18 protein-coding genes are annotated in these 15,656 nt (G+C 68.9%); 5 read left to right on the top strand and 13 right to left on the bottom strand.

Features of this window, described 5'->3' with window-relative positions:
- Window positions 1–131 precede the first annotated feature (131 nt).
- A complete protein-coding gene (locus tag F4559_RS14255) occupies window positions 132–584 on the top strand; it encodes a GNAT family N-acetyltransferase (RefSeq protein ID WP_184669080.1) in 453 nt (150 codons plus the stop codon).
- 402 nt (window positions 585–986) lie between these two features.
- Window positions 987–1,427, top strand: coding sequence for an effector-associated constant component EACC1 (locus F4559_RS14250; RefSeq protein WP_184669078.1), 441 nt, complete (start codon window positions 987–989; stop codon window positions 1,425–1,427).
- Window positions 1,428–1,677: 250 nt separating this feature from the next.
- Here F4559_RS14250 and F4559_RS36715 read toward each other — a convergent pair whose 3' ends face one another.
- The gene (locus F4559_RS36715; protein WP_184669076.1) at window positions 1,678–2,007 is read right to left on the bottom strand and encodes a DnaJ domain-containing protein; all 330 of its coding nucleotides are present in this window, start codon (window positions 2,005–2,007) and stop codon (window positions 1,678–1,680) included.
- Between the two features lie 87 nt (window positions 2,008–2,094).
- On the opposite strand from F4559_RS36715, the gene F4559_RS14240 reads away from it, so the two are divergent.
- Window positions 2,095–2,376, top strand: coding sequence for a hypothetical protein (locus F4559_RS14240; protein WP_184669074.1), 282 nt, complete (start codon window positions 2,095–2,097; stop codon window positions 2,374–2,376).
- 103 nt (window positions 2,377–2,479) lie between these two features.
- Here the strand turns inward: F4559_RS14240 and F4559_RS14235 are convergent, their stop codons facing one another.
- The 3 genes from F4559_RS14235 to F4559_RS14225 all read right to left on the bottom strand — a co-directional run bounded on the left by F4559_RS14235 (window position 2,480) and on the right by F4559_RS14225 (window position 3,660).
- Window positions 2,480–2,695 (bottom strand): Rv3202a family protein, encoded by a 216-nt coding sequence (locus F4559_RS14235; RefSeq protein WP_184669072.1) that lies wholly within the window; start codon window positions 2,693–2,695, stop codon window positions 2,480–2,482.
- Window positions 2,692–3,087, bottom strand: a complete 396-nt coding sequence (locus tag F4559_RS14230) for a hypothetical protein (protein WP_184669070.1) — start codon at window positions 3,085–3,087, stop codon at window positions 2,692–2,694. The genes F4559_RS14235 and F4559_RS14230 overlap by 4 nt, the downstream gene beginning before the upstream one ends.
- 141 nt (window positions 3,088–3,228) lie before the next feature.
- Entirely contained in the window at window positions 3,229–3,660 is a 432-nt protein-coding gene (locus tag F4559_RS14225) for an Hsp20/alpha crystallin family protein (protein WP_184669068.1), read from the bottom strand.
- Window positions 3,661–4,589: 929 nt separating this feature from the next.
- On the opposite strand from F4559_RS14225, the gene F4559_RS14220 reads away from it, so the two are divergent.
- Window positions 4,590–4,916: a MerR family transcriptional regulator gene (locus F4559_RS14220; protein ID WP_184669066.1), complete on the top strand. Its 327-nt coding sequence runs from the start codon at window positions 4,590–4,592 to the stop codon at window positions 4,914–4,916.
- A gap of 58 nt (window positions 4,917–4,974) precedes the next feature.
- Here the strand turns inward: F4559_RS14220 and F4559_RS14215 are convergent, their stop codons facing one another.
- The 3 genes from F4559_RS14215 to F4559_RS14200 form a co-directional block, all read right to left on the bottom strand.
- Complete coding sequence (locus F4559_RS14215) at window positions 4,975–5,433, bottom strand: DUF6292 family protein (RefSeq protein WP_184669064.1); 459 nt, start codon at window positions 5,431–5,433, stop codon at window positions 4,975–4,977.
- Between the two features lie 586 nt (window positions 5,434–6,019).
- A protein-coding gene (locus tag F4559_RS14210) for an IS3 family transposase (protein WP_446689142.1) occupies window positions 6,020–7,461 on the bottom strand; the annotation gives its coding sequence in 2 pieces (ribosomal slippage) (window positions 6,020–7,086 and window positions 7,086–7,461; 1,443 coding nt in all).
- Window positions 7,462–7,816: 355 nt separating this feature from the next.
- Window positions 7,817–8,257 carry an Hsp20/alpha crystallin family protein gene (locus F4559_RS14200; protein ID WP_184669063.1) on the bottom strand — a complete coding sequence of 147 codons (441 nt, stop codon included), beginning with the start codon at window positions 8,255–8,257 and terminating at the stop codon, window positions 7,817–7,819.
- Between the two features lie 176 nt (window positions 8,258–8,433).
- Here F4559_RS14200 and F4559_RS14195 point away from each other — a divergent pair, with 176 nt between their 5' ends.
- Entirely contained in the window at window positions 8,434–9,012 is a 579-nt protein-coding gene (locus F4559_RS14195; protein WP_246445855.1) for an HSP18 transcriptional regulator, read from the top strand.
- Between the two features lie 180 nt (window positions 9,013–9,192).
- Here the strand turns inward: F4559_RS14195 and F4559_RS14190 are convergent, their stop codons facing one another.
- From F4559_RS14190 to F4559_RS34395, 6 genes are all read right to left on the bottom strand, one after another.
- Complete coding sequence (locus F4559_RS14190; protein WP_184669061.1) at window positions 9,193–9,699, bottom strand: hypothetical protein; 507 nt, start codon at window positions 9,697–9,699, stop codon at window positions 9,193–9,195.
- A gap of 91 nt (window positions 9,700–9,790) precedes the next feature.
- Window positions 9,791–10,234: a hypothetical protein gene (locus F4559_RS14185; protein ID WP_184669060.1), complete on the bottom strand. Its 444-nt coding sequence runs from the start codon at window positions 10,232–10,234 to the stop codon at window positions 9,791–9,793.
- Window position 10,235: 1 nt separating this feature from the next.
- Window positions 10,236–12,410, bottom strand: a complete 2,175-nt coding sequence (locus tag F4559_RS14180; RefSeq protein WP_184669045.1) for a site-specific integrase — start codon at window positions 12,408–12,410, stop codon at window positions 10,236–10,238.
- The gene (locus F4559_RS14175) at window positions 12,407–13,852 is read right to left on the bottom strand and encodes a hypothetical protein (RefSeq protein ID WP_184669043.1); all 1,446 of its coding nucleotides are present in this window, start codon (window positions 13,850–13,852) and stop codon (window positions 12,407–12,409) included. Before F4559_RS14175 ends, F4559_RS14180 begins: the two co-directional genes overlap by 4 nt.
- Window positions 13,853–14,174: 322 nt before the next feature.
- The gene (locus F4559_RS34400) at window positions 14,175–14,960 is read right to left on the bottom strand and encodes a site-specific integrase (protein WP_221447231.1); all 786 of its coding nucleotides are present in this window, start codon (window positions 14,958–14,960) and stop codon (window positions 14,175–14,177) included.
- Between the two features lie 45 nt (window positions 14,961–15,005).
- Complete coding sequence (locus tag F4559_RS34395; RefSeq protein WP_221447230.1) at window positions 15,006–15,401, bottom strand: site-specific integrase; 396 nt, start codon at window positions 15,399–15,401, stop codon at window positions 15,006–15,008.
- Window positions 15,402–15,656 lie beyond the last annotated feature (255 nt).

Here is a 15,656-nt window from a genome sequence, read left to right as displayed (position 1 = left end):
CAACTCTCCCTGCCGGTTCTCGCGATGAACTCCGCGGAACGCGGACGTACCGGCGAAGGGTATTCGCAGGCCGAGCCCGTGTCGGAGTGTTTTGTTCCGGGCCACCTTCGACCGTCGGCAGACTGGGTGGCATGACCGTGACGATCAGGCCCGCCGGCGTCGGGGACGTCGCACGGATCGCGGCCTTGCTCGGCGAACCGGGTTATCCGACCGACACGGAACAGGTCGGCGCCCACCTGGACGTCTGGCTCGCGGACGGACGGAGCGTGCTGCTCGCCGCCGAGTTCGACGGGCTCGTGTCGGGCTTGGCGGCGTTGCACGTGATGCCCTTGCTGGAACGTGACGGCTGCCTCGGCCGCCTGGCCGCGCTCGTGGTCGACGACTCCTGTCGCGGCCAAGGCGTGGGACGGCGGCTTGTGGCCGAGGTCGAACGGGAGGCACGCCGACTCGACTGTCGGCACGTGGAGATCACCAGCTCCCGTACTCGCGCCGCCGCGCACCGCTTCTACCGCGACCTCGGCTACCCGGACGTCCGCGACACCTCAGCACGCTTCCTGAAGGAGCTGGACCGACATCCCAGGTGAACTCCCCGTCGTGGCGGCGGGCGATCGCCGAGCCCGGCCCCCGGGTGGCGGCACATCACCTTCGACGAGCGGGCGGTCCCGACGGTCGGCATCCCCTCCGGCAACGCCACCGCACGGTCGGGCAGCAGGGTCCGGTCGCCGGACCAAAGCCCTGGTCCCGGAGAGCTTCGACGACTACCTGACCGACATCGGGCACGCGTTGCGGGACCCGGGTTTCGTCGAGCCGGCCAGACGCGGCGCCGAGGTCACCGGTTGCACGGCGGAGGATCCCCGGATCGCCGCCCTCGCCACCGACTTCACCCATTCGTGAGTTAACGGGTGCCGGCTCGTACGCGACGTAGTCGGCACAGCGCTGTTGTTCCGGCAAGTGTGTCTTGAGCCCGCTCCAAAGGGGGTGCCAGGGTGACGACCGCGACGGCGAGCCTTCGGACGGAAGGCCCGGAAGACGACCTGGGCGCGCTGGTGAAATGGCTGCGCGACGAAGACGGTCTGCGTGGCCGCGTAAGCCTTGCCGCTTCGTCCCCTGGCCAAGGGGAGATGGGCGCGGCACTGGACGCGGTCGTGGTCGTGTTGACCGGCGGGACCGCGTCGGTTCTCGTGCGGTCGTTGTTCGACTACCTCAAGCATCGCCGCACCACGTCGAAGGTCACTCTCCGCGTGCGTGGCGAGCACGGGCGGGAACTGGACAGTTTCTCGCCGCAGTCGCCGTGTCTAGATAGGACCGTGTCCTGGTCCGGCGGGTTTGCGTCGGACAGTCCTGAGACTCGATTGGACGGCCACGTGTCCCGTTTCCTGACGCTTCATTGTGTTGTAGATCATACCGGCGGCAGGTGTTGCGTTTAGTCGGTCAGCGACTTCGGGCGACCGATCGGCAGTGGCCCTGGATGTCGTGGAGTCGAGCTAGGTCCGGAGTACGATCGCCTGCTATCCGACGACACCTGGTGCACCGAGCCGACCGCTCCGCGTGATGACAAGTGTCTTGCGCACCGTGTTTGCAGTTGGTCCGGTGCCTGTCGCCCCAGTGATCAGCACTGTTCGCCACGCATCGCCGCCCAGCAAACAGTTCTGGCGGCGCGCCGCGGTGGTGGTGGGGTTATTCGGGATGGTGGCGGACCGGACCGACTCGGAGGTCGGGTTGCCGACGCGGATGGGCCGGATGTACCCGGATTGGGATCGACGTCGACCCCGGATCCGGTGGTGGCGCGGTCACCGGATGCTGGCGGTCGTAGGTGGCTCGGCGCCGCGGGTCGCGCAGCAGGGTGTAGGCGGCTAGGACCTCGGCCAGGCGTGCGGGGTCGGCGGGTTGGTGTTGGGCGTCGGGATGCAGGGCACGGACCAGGGCCCGGTAGGCGGTGGCGATTTCGGCGGGCGTGGCCGCGCGGGCGATGCCGAGTACCTGGTACGGATCGCGCGGTTGCGGCATGGCTCAGCCCTCTTCGCCACGGGGATCTTGTTGGGCGTCACTGGATGATCCGGGCCCTCGGCTATTCGGTGGGGGCAGGGTGTTGAGGTGGCTGAGCGCGGTGTGGATCTCGCGGGCGGCACGGTGACCGTCGTCGAGGGCGTGCCGCAGCGCGGCCAGCTCCCGGCAGGCGTGCGCGACCTGCTGAGCCGGGTTGGTGTCGTCGTCGGTGTGCAGCAGGTAGCGCTGCGGGTAGCTGCCGACCTGGGTGCCAACGTGGCGGCCAGTTCACCGAGCGCGCCGAGGAGATGGACCAGCTGCCAGGTCTCGGCACACACCGTGGTGGGACCTGGCAGCTGGTCGGATTCCCCGCGCTCGCGCACGGCGTGATCGACGGTGCGGGTGGCGGTGTCCAGCGCCGCGGTGATCGTGCTCGCCGTGGATGGCGACGATTGTGGGCGGTTGTCGCTCATCGCCACACCTCACCTGGCGCTCAGGGCCACGGTTGATCGTCGACGCGGTCGTCGGGCAGCGGTACTATCCAGCGCTGGTCGGCGACATCGGCGGGGTCGGCCTCGATGACGTCGATCGGCTCGGTGCCTGGCTCCGTGTCGAGGTCGTCGAGGACCTCGTCGTCAGGGGTATCGAGGTCGGGCTGGGCGGGGCGCAGTTGATCGGCCACGTCGTTCCACGGCTTGTCCAGGTTCATCGCGATCCTTCCCTCTCGTGCGTGGTGTCGGCCGCGGTGGCGCGTAGGTCGTCGAGTGCGGGGGCGAGCAGCAGGGCGCCGGTGGTCAGGCACCCGTGCAGCGCCCGCAGGTCAGCGAGAATCTCGGTTCTGATCTCGGGGGCGTGTCGGTCGGCGAGGATCGTGGTGTGGTCCATCACCGCGGCCACCACGCCGGCCAGGGTGGTGGTGACCGCGCGGGTTTCGGTGATCACGGCGGCTACGTCGCGCGCGTCGGGTGTTGCGGTGTGCAGGGCGGTCGCGGCATCGGCGAGCAGGCGTCGAGCGTCAGCGAGCGTGTCGGCCAGCGCACTGTGAGCCGGCGCACCGGTGGCCGGCGTCGCCCCGTCCTGGGTGTGAGTCTCGTCGAGCATCGGCCCCTCCCTCCAGCTCCACTGTCCGTCCGCCCTTCCCAGCGTGTCCGTTTGTGCTGAGCTCTGGTGGTGGTCAGCACCGGTTCCAGCCTGGCCCCGGAGAACCGGTGTTCCTCCGGGGCCGATGCGGGCTGGTCTTGGTCAGGCGTTGATCTGCTTGGTGTCGCCGCTGGCGCTGATGGCGATCTTGCGGGGCTTGGCGCGCTCGGCAACCGGGATCCGCAGCGTCAACACGCCCGTTTCGTAGTTGGCCTGGATGTGCTCGGCGTCGAGGGTCTCGCCCAGGAACAGCTGTCGGCTGAACATCCCGCGGGGCCGCTCGGCGACCTGGTACTCGGCGCCGTCCTCGTCCGGGCGGGGACGCTCGGCCTTGACGGTCAGCACGTTCTGCTCGATGTCCAGGTCGATGGTGTCCGGGTGTACGCCGGGCAGATCGAAGGCCACGACGTACTCGTCACCGGCGCGGTAGGCGTCCATCGGCATCGCCGCCGGGCCGGTCAGCGTCCCGTTGGCGCCCAAGAGCTGCTGGGTCAGCCGGTCGAGCCCACGGAACGGGTCGGTACGCATCAACATGTCACAGTCTCCTTCCACACCATCTGGTTCAGGATCGGCGGTCCCACCCGCCTCTTACTCCTGACAACGGCCCACTCAGGTTTCCTGTTCCCGACACTGCAAGATTTTCGATGGAGGCGCGGCTGGTCATTCCCCGAACAGGCCGATGCCCGCCGCAGCGCGGGGCTGTGACGGGCGGATCGGACTCAGCTGTCGAGGAAGGCGGACACTCGCTCATGTCGGAGAGGCGTACGACGGGCGATCGATGCCGACTGTGCCGGGACGTTGTCGCCTGGATTGCGTCACGAGACGCCGGGCCAGCATTCCTCGCGGGCGGTTACCGGCGAGCACCTCGGCTGACTGTCCACAGCAGACTCATTCATCTCTCGCGCCGTGCCCTCCTGCTCATCACCTCCTTGTCGGTCACTCGCTTTCTCGATCGTGCTCACTCGATGGCCCGACATGCGACACCGCAGCGATGTGGCGGAGGAGATCGCTCCCGAGCCCCTGCCCGACGAGCCATCCTCGCGAGATCACCTCGTCCCGCCCATGCCGGGGGACCGAACCTCCGGTCCGCACCACCGGGGCGACCGCGGCGATCCCGCGCAGGACGTGATGGACGGTGCGGGGGAACCTCTGGCCACTCGGCGGCGCCGAAGTTGGCGGCGATGATCGCGTCGAACTCCGCGCGCACCCATACCGGGTCAGCGCAGACCAGTTCGGCGAAGCCGCGCTGCTCGGTCTCCGGCAGCCGCGCGCATTCGGGTCCCGCAGTGCGGGGGATGCTCGTGCCGTCCATCTCGATCACTCCCAGGGTCACCGTCACCAGGTTCCTGACCGATACTTTTTTATAGCACCGACTGTAGATTGTGTCAAGTCTGTAGTGAAGATAATCTGGAGGAACTGGGCCACCCACGGTGGCCTTCCGGCAACGGAGGAGTACGACGCCTGTGGCCGCGAACAACCTCGACAACCTCGATGATCTCGACTATCCGGCGTTCACCACCGGGCAGGCCGCGGACCTGCTCGGCGCGCAGCAGGCGTTCCTGCGCAGCCTGGACACCGCCAACCTGCTGCGTCCCCAGCGCTCCGACGGCGGGCATCGCCGCTACAGCCGCCGCCAACTCCAGCTCGCCGCTCGCATCCGTACCCTGTTCGACGAGGGCCACAGCCTGGCCGCGACCGCTCGGATCATCGGGCTGGAAGACGACCTCACGGCCGCGCACGACCAGATCGCCGATTTGCGCAGTCAACTCGACAACGACACAGAACAGTGATCACCGGGCACCGCAGGATCCGGTGACGGGATCCGGTGACCCGCCAGTCCCTGCCCCGTCAGCCGCGCCCGTCGAGAGTCGGCTCGTGCCCGGCCCAGTTCGCGAGCCGGCGGATGACGTCGGTGCTCGCCGCCGCGCAGGGACGCCTGGGTGTGTCGGCGTGCTTGCCGGCGAGGACGGCGCGGACCCAGGTGGCGACGGTTTCGGGCGCAGGCAGCACATCGCCGCCCAATGGGGCGGTGATCAGCAGGTCCTCCCCGCAACCGGTTTCCACCGCGACCGCCCAGCCGCGCTCGGCGGCCCAGATCAGGGCCGCGTCCCGGTCCGGGTAGTCGGACAGCCGGTGGTCCAGCGCGATGTAGGCACTGGGCGCATCGGCCCACTCGCACCAGGCCGCTTCCGCTCCGGCACCCACTGCGCTGGCGATCCGGGCGGTGTAGTGCCGTAAGCCGTGTTCGGCCAGCTCAGGCCGAACCTCGTCGTCCGCCGAGTCGTCCGCGTGTCGGATGACAGGCATCAGGATCACGGCACGTTCCCGGTCAGCCGGACGGCCGGGACCTTCCGCTCGCCTGGGGTGAGCGGCCGGGTGTGGCAGCTGTTCAGTAGCCAGAGTCGTTGTCACTGGTGTCCTCGGTGGGGTGGGCCGTGGCCGCGATAGAGGCCACGCGCGGGGGCGGCTCTCACAGCGGGGTGGGCAGCAGGCTGATGTTCGTGTGGTGACCGGCGTTGCCGGTCACGGGCGGTGCGCCCAGCCGGATCACTCGCAGAGCCCATCGACTCCCGCGCGGCGTGCACTCCGATCAGACTGCTGACCGATCAGACTGCCGGGTGGTCCCGGCTGTCTGTCGGGACCACCCAGCATCGGACGAAGGCTGTCAGCTCGGTTCGCTGTGTCAAATACCGTTGTGGCGTTGGCGGGCTTGTTGGTGTGGCGGCCCGCGGTGTCGTGTTCACTGTGGCGAACGGCCTGACAGCACGTCCCGCGTTGTCCTGCAATGTCGTGCGATCACCGTCCTTTCCTGACTCTCCCGGATTTCGGCGTGGGCAGCGGTCCTGTGAGGCGGCGACTCGGTAGTTGTCAAGTCAAGTGAGACACGTTGTGTCTATGGGGCCGGTTGTGGTTGGTCGAGGGGTTGGTTGATCCAGGCCACCTCGGGCAGCGCGGGTGGGCGGGGTCGGCGGGCGAATCGCTCCGGGTGTCGGGCGTGGGCGCGGTCGAGAGTGGCCTGGCGTTGATCGCGGATCCGTCCGGCCGTGCCGAAGTGCACCGAGGCCGGGGTGTGCATGCCGATGCCGGAGTGGCGGTGCTCGTGGTTGTAGGCCAGGAAGAATCCTTCGCAGAACAGGCGGGCGTCGGCGAGGGAGCCGAACCGGTCGGGGAAGTCGGGCATGTACTTCAGGGTCTTGAACTGCGCTTCGGAATAGGGGTTGTCGTTCGAGGTGCGGGGGCGGGAATGCGAACGCAGGACGCCGAGGTCGGTCAGGAGTTCGGAGACCGGTTTGGACACCATGGCGCCGCCTCTGTCGGCGTGGATCGTGTGCGGTTCGGTGCCGTTGCGGGCGATGGCCTCGGCGAGGAAGTCCTTCGCCAGGACGGCGTCCTCGGCGGCGGCGACCAGCCAGCCGGTGACGTAGCGGGAGAAGATGTCCAGCACGACGTAGCACTTGTACCAGACGCCTTTGACCGGTCCTTTCAACGCGGTGATGTCCCAGGACCACACCTCGCCCGGGCCGCGGGCGGACAGCTCGGGCCGGGTCCGCGGCGGGTGGGTGGCGATCCGGCGGCGTTCGCGGACCTGGCCCTGGGCGCGGGCGATCCGGTACATCGTCGAGATCGAGCACCAGTAGCGGCCCTCGTCCAGTTCGCGCGCCCACACCTGCGGGATCGCCAGATCCCGGTAGGCCGGTGACGTCAGCACCTCCAGCACCCGGGCGCGCTCGTCGGCGTCCAGGGCCTGGGGTGGGGGTGTCCGCGCCGGCCGCGGCCCGTGCATCGGGCCTGTCGGGTTGGCGTGCCGGTAGTGCGTCGCCCGGGAGGTCCCGGTCAGCGTGCATGATTTCTTCACCGAGAGACCGGCCGCGCGCAGTTCGGTGAACGCGGTCGTCAGGATTTGCGAGGCGGCGTGTCGTCCTCCGCGCTCCCGGACAGTTCCTCCAAGAGCGCGTGTGCTTTTCCCATGATGTCCAGTGCCATTCGGGTCTTCGCGAGATCGGAGGCGAGTTTCTCGTTCTGGCGGCGCAGTCTCTCCAGTTCGATCTGTTCGGCGGATTTCCTCGCCGGTTTCGTCTGGGCGCCGGGCTCGGCGGGTTGGCCGGTCAGGCGTCCCGCGTCGCGTGCCCGGGTCCATTCGATGATGTGGGAGGAGTAGAGGCCCTCGCGTCGCAGGATCGCTCCCTTCTCCCCGGCGGGGGCGTTCTCGTACTCGGTGACCACGGCCAGTTTGTAGTCCGGGGTGAACACCCGGCGCGACGGACGCGGCGCCGGGTCGGCCTGGTCGTCGCGGGAGGGCCGGGACTGCTTGTCGGATGGCGAGGACACGGTCATCAGGATCTCCGATCCCGCCCTCGATCATGAACCCACCCTCACACAGGGTGTCTCACGTAAGTCTGACCAAGAGGGACTGGCCCCGACGCCACACCCAACCCGCGTCGTCGGCGGACTGACCGAGCCCAGGTCGCCTGCCACAGCGGCCAGCGCGACCATCCGAAGGCTGACTCGGCGGGGTCGGTCGCGGCGGCCTGGGCCTATCCCAGTTCGCCTGCACGATCGCGTCGAACTTGGCGTGTAGCAGGTCCTCGTCCGCGCACAGCAGGGCGAGGACCTGCTCCTACGGCTCTGTCGGCGCAGCCGACACCATGGCGAGCATCCCGTGATCAGCTCGGTGATTCGCGTCGCCGGGTCAGGCGTTGATCTCCTTGCGGGTGGCCTGCCCACCGCTGATCTCGATCTTGCGGGGCTTGGCCTTCTCGGCGATCGGGATCCGCAGCGTCAGCACGCCCGCGTTGTAGTCGGCGTTGATCTGGTTGGTGTCGAGGGTGTCACCGAGGAACAACTGTCGGGAGAACACGCCCAGGGGCCGTTCGGACACCTGCATCTCCACCGATTGGTCGGTCACGGTGGGCCGGCGCTCGGCCTTGACGGTGAGCACGTTGCGCTCGATGTTCAACTCGATGGCGTCGGGATCGACGCCGGGCAGATCGAAGGCGACGACGAACTCGTCGCCGGCGCGGTAGGCGTCCAGCGGCATCGCCGTGGGACGCGACCAGGTTCCGGCGACGTTGTTGAAAACTTGCTGGGTCAGCCGGTCGAGCTCGCGGAACGGGTCGGTGCGCATCAACATGATTCCTCCCTGTCGTCTCGGCTCTGGTGTCGACGCACACCACAGATCTATCATGTCGTCGGAACGATGACAAGTATCAATGTCGCCGAAAGGATGACACATTGAACGACAGTGCAGGCGGATACACCGCCGCCGAAGCACTTGCCCTGGTCCAGGGCGTGCTGGCCCGAACTCACATGGGCGCGGGAAGTCCTGGCGACTTGGTGGCGGCGCTCACGGTGCTGCGCGAGTTGCGGGAGGAGCTGGCCGGCTGGGAGCCCGAGCTGATCACTGCGGCCCGCGAGCAGAAGGTCAGCTGGGCTGCCCTGGCTCCCGCGCTCGGCGTCACCAGCCGTCAGGCCGCCGAACGTCGCTACCTGCGCCTGCGGCCCTCCGACACCGGCGAGCAGACCGGTGAGGAACGGGTACGCGCCCAGCGCGACAAACGTGCGGGTGACCGGGCGGTGGCCACCTGGGCCCGGGACAACGCCGCAGTCCTGCGTCAACTGGCAGGGCAGGTTAGCTCCGTGCAGGGTCTGTCCCGGCGCGCCCAGCGCCACGTCGACCTGGTCGGTCAGGCCCTCGCCGAGGACGACCCAGCCCGTCTGTTGCCTCCGCTGGCGGACACGCACACCCACCTGAAGGCAACACACGCCAGCTTGGCCGCCCAAGTCCGGTCCCTCACCGACCAGGCCACACAGATCCGCCACACCAGCGACATGACGCGGTCGGACTCAGCACCGGCTGCGGAGCAGCGGACCGGCAACCCCGGCTGAGCGCAGACAGCCCCGAGGACCGTCCCGGATCCAACTGCGCGGGTTGGTCGCGCTCGCCAGCGGGGCCGCAGTCTCGCGATCTCCTCATGCTGTGCGGTCTATGCGGTGACATCGCCATCCAGAACGCGGTAAGAAGCTCAACTCTTCGTCTCGTTCACCCGCTCGGCACCTGCAGAACGTCTACCTGTCAACCGCGGGGACTTCGCGGGCGATCTGCTTGCGGCGCGACCGCCCGGTCGCCGGCAGCAGCGCGGTCTGATGGGTCTGGACGATCAGGGCCAGTTGCCCCGCGCTCAACGATCCGGTCAACCCCGTCTGAGGGTCCTCCTCGGCCACGATGGCCACGGCACCGCGCCGTGGCTGCGGCTCTGCGCCCAGGGCGAGGGGCATCCGGGTCGCCACCGGATTGTCCGAATACTCGGCGGGCGTTGTATCGGCCGCGTCGGCGAGCTTTGCCCGCAGGTCGCCGTCCAGTGCGATCCCGTTGACCTCGTGCCGGTCCGGATCGACGTCGTCGGCTACCGCTGACCACAACCCGGCCTGGTAGGGCGGGACGTCTTCGTCGTCGAGGGGCTCGCATCCGCTGGCGGCGTGCCGCACGACCAGCAGCCCCTCGGGAAACACCACCACATAGACCACCGTGTCCTGCTCGGTCCCCGGCCCGGACACCGGCAGCAGCGCAGTCACAGTAGGTGACCCTACGTCGTCGCTGGTCGCGCGCCGCGTGGGTTCACTCGAACGAGTAACCCCCGTTGCGGGGATGCCGCGCCTGCCCCGATCACGCTCGTCGGTCGCGGACAGCGGCCAGGTCGTGGAGGTTTCCGGTGCTGGCTGCGGCACGCAGCCAGAGGATGTCCTCGTGCTGGGCGGCCAGCCGGGACAGCGCCAGGGTGCGGAAAGCGGTCAGGTCGTTGTTCTCCTGCTGCGTGGCTTCCAGACGCTTGGTGAGGTGGCGGACCTGCTCTTTCAGGCGGTCGATCTGGGCGTCGCGGGGGTCGGCGATGATCCCGGCGTCGCGGAGCTGGTCGCGGCGCCGCTCAAACTCTTCTTTCAGGTGCACGTAGGTGCTGTAGAGCGCGGCGCGAGTGATGCCACTGGCGTGGGCGAGGGTCTTGACGTCGCACTTGCCGCCTGCCGGGATCTCGCCACGGAGCAGCCGGTCCATGGCCGCCCGGATCGCGGCTTCCTTCTGCGCACGGGCCTGGTCGGTAAGCCGCCCCACGTCAGCATCGCTCCTCGTCGGTGCCGGCCGTCGCGGTGTCGAGGTCGGCCAAGACGTGCCGGGCTCGGGCCAGCTGTGTCTCCAGCCGTGCCTTTTCGCCCGTCTGGCCGCGGCTGAGGTTGCCCAGGAACACCGTCGTGCTCTGCACTGCCTGGTCCCACACGGGTCGGTGGCAGGGGTGGTGGGTGGCTTGGGGGCAGCGGGCCGAGTCGCACATGCCGATCAGCGGCCGGTCGGCGGTTGGTGTGCCGGCCAGCCGCAGGCATAGCGCCTTGCCGGGGTCGGTGAACCAGCAGTAGTTCGCCACGCCGAGGTGCAGCGTCTTCGCGCGTTTGGCCAGCATCCGGCGCAGCTCCTGATCGTTGAGGATGATCTTCGGCGCCGCGCGTTGCTCCTCGGTGAGCTTGCCGTCGACGGCGGCGAAGAACTCGATCAGCTCGTGTGCGTGCGGCCCGGCGGGTCGGATACCGCGCTGGTAGTTGCCGATCTCGTCCACGAGCAGGCCGAGGTTGCGTTTCTGCTCCTCCTTCCCGACTTCGACGAGGAACTTCGCCTGAGCGCCGCCGGGCCGCCCGGCGTAGCCCTCGGTGGTGACCACGCTGGTGTGCTTGAGCGCGACCTTGGCCGCCAGCAGCCCGCCTGGTCGGTACGCGAGCTCGATCGCCAGGGTGCGGCGCAGCATCCGCAACTCCTCTGGTGCCTCGGGGATCGGTGCGAGCCCGAGTCGCTGGCCCGCCGGGCCGTTCACCCATTTCCGGAACGTCCCGTAGGTGTTCTTGAACACCGTCCGGCCGAACAGCAACGTGCCGGGCTCGGCATCGGCGTCCAGCAACTGCTCGGCGAGCGCGACAGCACGATGGACCTGGCCCACGACCACCCATTCGTCAGCCTCGCCACCGTAACCACGGTGTCTGATGACCTTCCCCGCCAGCCTGTAGCGGACCAGACCGGCCGCCTTGCGCTCCGGCGCGAGCCGGCATCCCATGGCGAGCTCGAACAGTTCGCTGGAGCGCATGCCCGTCGCGGCGGCGACCACCAGCAGGCACGCCGTACGTACCACGTCGGGCAGGACGCGTGCGTGGCGCTCGGACAGTGGCAATGTCCAGGGCACCTCACCCTGGCCGTCGGCTCGCGCGACGAGCGGTCCGTCGCGGCCGTAGGGATCGTCGATCCCCACCTGGGCGACGGCCCGCTCCAAGGCGGGCCGCAGGACCGCCAGCCATTCGCCGCGGAAGTGACCGAAGGCGGCCTCGGCCGCGACGTCGCGCAGCGAGATCCCCCACAGCGGGTCGGACTCGTCGACGGCGTAGCGGGTGATCGGCTCGATGCGGGAGGGAACACGGTTGAGCGGCCGGCCCTCGGCCACCCGCTGATTGATCGCCCGCAGCAGCACGCCCCAGCCCGGATTGCGCGGCTGGGGCAGCCGGTTGATCCGTTCCCGCTCCGCCGTGACGTGGCGTGTCAGCGACACCACCTGTGGGCCAAGGGTGTCCACGATGTAGAGCGCCGCCGCCAGCATCGGCTGGAGGATGTCGGCGGGCACCGGGGGCGTGCTGTTCTCGGCCGGCGTCTTCAGCCCGGCGACCGCGACGGCCGCCTTCCCGCCGAACGGGCGGAAGCCGGCTGGGTATCGGTCGGTGGTGAACAGGTCGCGATACTGGGCGAGACCGCTGACGACTTGGGCGGCGCCGTTGACCGCGCCGCGCTTCTCGATGATCGCGCCGTCCTTGTCGTGCCCGGTGCGCCGCTCAGCGATGTAGGACTCGCAGAAGTGATCGGTGATCTGTCCCAGTTCGGTGACACCGTTGTCGGTCAGCCAGTTCAGCCAGCGGATCAGCTCGTAGTGCTTGTTGACGCACGCCGGAACCGTGCGCGCGACCCGGAACGCACTCGGCAGCTCCCGCACCGCCTCGTGGGTGGGAACCATTAGCGCTACCAGATACTCCTTGGCCAGGACCCTCCACAGTGGATTGCGGATCGCGGCGAGGTTCCAGCTTTTGTGCGACGTCGCCATGTAGGCGGCCAGGTCGGTGACCGAATTGAAGTCCCAGACATCCTGGTCGAAGTTCGGCCCCCGCGCGCCGGGTGCGACCGTGATGCCGATCGCGCGGCACAAGTCCAGGCCCGCGAAGGGGGACCGGCCGACGGGGTCGGCGCTGACGATGGGTGAGGTCATGAGGTGGTGCGTTCCTCCGGGAGCAGGGGCAGTTCAGCGTCGGTGTCGGCCACGTCGCGGGCCGCCCGCGCCAGCAGCGCCGGATCGCGGTCGCGGAAGGCGGCGAGGACGGTGTCGATGCGCTGCGCGTAGGGGCCGAACAGCACCATGAACTGCGCGGACGGCAGTTGCTGCCATTGGCGGGCGAAGAACGCCTGCATCCACAGCAGGTTCACCGCGTGCCGGGGCGTGAAGATCGCCAACGGGCAGAGCAGGCACACCCACGGCCGGGCCGGGCACGGTTTGCCGACCGGTCCGTGCAGGCCGGAGAGCTGATCGGCGCACGCCGCGACGAACACGTCTCTGTTCGCGGTGCCGACCAGTTCGGTGACCGTCGCGTTGTCCAGCCCCATCGCGCGGATCGCGTCCGGGAACCGCTGCGCGAGTTCGGTGGTGGCCTCGGTGCTCAGCACCATGGGCGGCTGGGCCTTGCGTAGCAGGTCAGCCTGACTGTTCTCGATGATCGTCTCGACCGCGTCGCGTTGTGCCGGGGTGGTCGCGGTGAGGTAGCTGTCACCCTCGATCGCGGGCGTGTGGTTGGGATCCACGGTGGATCGGCTGCTGCCGAACCAGGAATTGCGGTCCCGCAGCGAGGTGAAGGTGGTGCGGATGCGACGCCGGTCGAGCCGCAGCGGGCTGCCGTCGTCGGCGACCAGCGCGAGATTGGCCGCGGTCAACGCCTGATGGCCACGCTCCGCCCACTCCGCGACCTGCCCAGAGGTGAACGGCACGGTGACGACGTCGTCGTAGCGGCCAGGTGCGTACCGGGTCCACAGCATCGCCCGTGCGTCTGGTGCGACCAGGTTCCGGGTGGGCGACGAGTGCTCCAGCCACTGTTCCAGCAGCCGCACGGACCGCCGGTTGAGGGTCACGCTCTCCTGGGTGGTGCGGCCCTTGAGGTAGCCCAGCAGGATCGTGGCATCACCGGCCCAATCAAGGTCCTCGACACCGAGGGCCTCGATGCCGTCCGGGACGATCCCGATGTAGGTGCCCAGCAACAGGCGATACGCCAGCGCGGCGTTGGTGTCGACGAACAACGCCGCGCACGCCTTGGGCAGCAGCTCGACGCACGCCTTGCCCGCCGCGGAGCCGTGCTCCCGGCCGAACGCGGTCCACGTCACCGGACCCTGCCGGCGCAGCAGCCAGCCGAGGTTGTCGAACGACCAGCCCTGGGCACGGGGATCACGGCCACGCTCGGCTGCTGCCAGCGCCGCGCGGTGCTCGGCGAAGGTGGCGCGGATGATCGTGCGGCACGCCTGTTGCAGCCGCTGCCACTCGCCTTCGGTATAGGGCACCGAGGGGCGCTTGTCCCGGCGGCGCTGCGGGTTGAAGTGGCGCCCTGCGACCAGCGCCCGCACTTCCGGCGTGAGCACGGACGCGTCCCGGTCGAGCGCGGCGACCATGCGGCGGGTCTTGTTACTCGCGGGCGTTGCCGGCGCTCATCCAGTACTCGGCCAGCCTCGCGCGAGACAGGTCGGCGACTCCGCCGAGGTGGCCGCGATCGGCCAGCTCGGCCACGAACCGGCGGATCGCGGTGATGTACTGCTGGAGGGACTTCAGCTCGTCGATCGGTCCGTGGGGATGGGACCAGATTGGTCAGGCCGATCAGCATTTCGCGGGCCAGCCGCGGATTGCAGGTCTGCCCGATGTGGATGGTCGCCGTGGTGCGCCGTGCGGTGGACACGAACTCGATTCCCAGCGGGTCGCCGATCAGTTCTGCGGGCATCAGATGGCATCCTGGAACTCGGCATCAGCTTCGCGTTCGGCTGCGGTGATCTCCGCGAGCCCGTGCTCCTGGCCGGCCCGTTCGTAGGCGTTGCGGTAGATCCGGGTCATGTCCAGCCGACGTAGATACGCTTCTGTCGTCAGCACCGAGGAGTGACCGAGCAGGCCTCGCAACACCATCAACGGGTCCGCTTTGGACGGATACAAGGCCAGCGCGGCGTCCCCGTCGGTATCCTTGACCAGCTTGGCGGCCTGGGCGTAGTAGCCCTCGACCAGCATCTCCAGCGTCCGGATCGCAAACGTGTGCCGCAGCCGGTGCGGGTACACCATGGGGAACCGAGGTTCGAACCGGTCCCGGATGCGATCGGAGACTCGCTCGAACACCGTCGCCCACGCGGTGAACGGACCTCCGTCGCCGCGCACCGCGACCAACATCGAGCCGCCGTCCGGAGCGACCAGCCGCAGGCGTTCAGCTGGGCGCAGCGACGCCCACCGCACCCGCTTTCCGTTCACCCGGCCCGCGACTGGGTCAACCTCGGCGACCAGCAGCGGCTCACCAGCCCTCGGCGGAGGCCGCCAGGTCGATCCCTCGACCGCGAGAGGACGAGTCAGGTCGAGATAGTGGTGTACCTCAACCAACGCTCGATAGCTGATCCACGTCGTGCGGAACTTGCGGCCCTTCGTCACCCCCGACGGCACATGGAACAGGATTGGTAAGCCTGACGGTTTCGGCGGCAGCGCGGGGATCTCCGGCACGAGCAGATAGGAGAACTCCTGGCGGCGCAACCCTGTCGCGAGACCTAGCCGGCCGATCGCCGAATTGCGCGCGAGCTACCGGCCCCGGTAGCCGGTGTCCTCCTCGCCCTCCGGCGTCAACCCCGCCAACGCCTTGAGGAACAGCGCCTCGAAGTCCTCCTCCAGGTACTTGATCGTCACGTGCGCCTTGGGGCGGCGCCGGATCGCCAGGTTGATTCGGCGGTCGCGGAACTGATCGCCGTAGAGAGTCTTGGCCTGCGCGTAGGTGAACGGCTCGGCCGCGGCGTAGCCTTCGGCGACCACCCACCGGTAGAACGAGGACAAGACGCTGACGTGCCGATCCCAGGTCGTTACCTCGAACCGAGCCTCGACCGGGCCGCACGCCCGGTGCACCGCGTAGGCACCCGGCGCGTCCTTCAGCGGGCGCCGCTCGTCGAACAGACTCACCCCGAACGGGACGATGAACTCCATCCACGACCGCAGGACCCGTGCATACGACTCCCACGAGGACGGTGCCGGGCACCCGCTCGACGGCAACTCGCGCAGCCACTGATTGACGACGGTCGCCGGCCGCGGACCGGACAAGAGTGCAACGCAGTTGTTGCCGGCCGCTGCCGGTTCGAGGCCGCTATCGAGACACGGCAACTAAGCGGAGAGAAGAGTTGACGTGCGGCTCCGGCGACGACGTGGAGGCCGCGGTCGCCGCGGCCCGGGGATTCCTGGAGG

It is taken from the genome of Saccharothrix violaceirubra (genome assembly GCF_014203755.1).
In the GTDB taxonomy this organism is placed as follows: Bacteria; Actinomycetota; Actinomycetes; order Mycobacteriales; family Pseudonocardiaceae; genus Actinosynnema; species Actinosynnema violaceirubrum.
The sequence above is the reverse complement of the archived record's forward strand: the minus strand, read 5'-3'. Positions and strand labels throughout refer to the sequence as shown.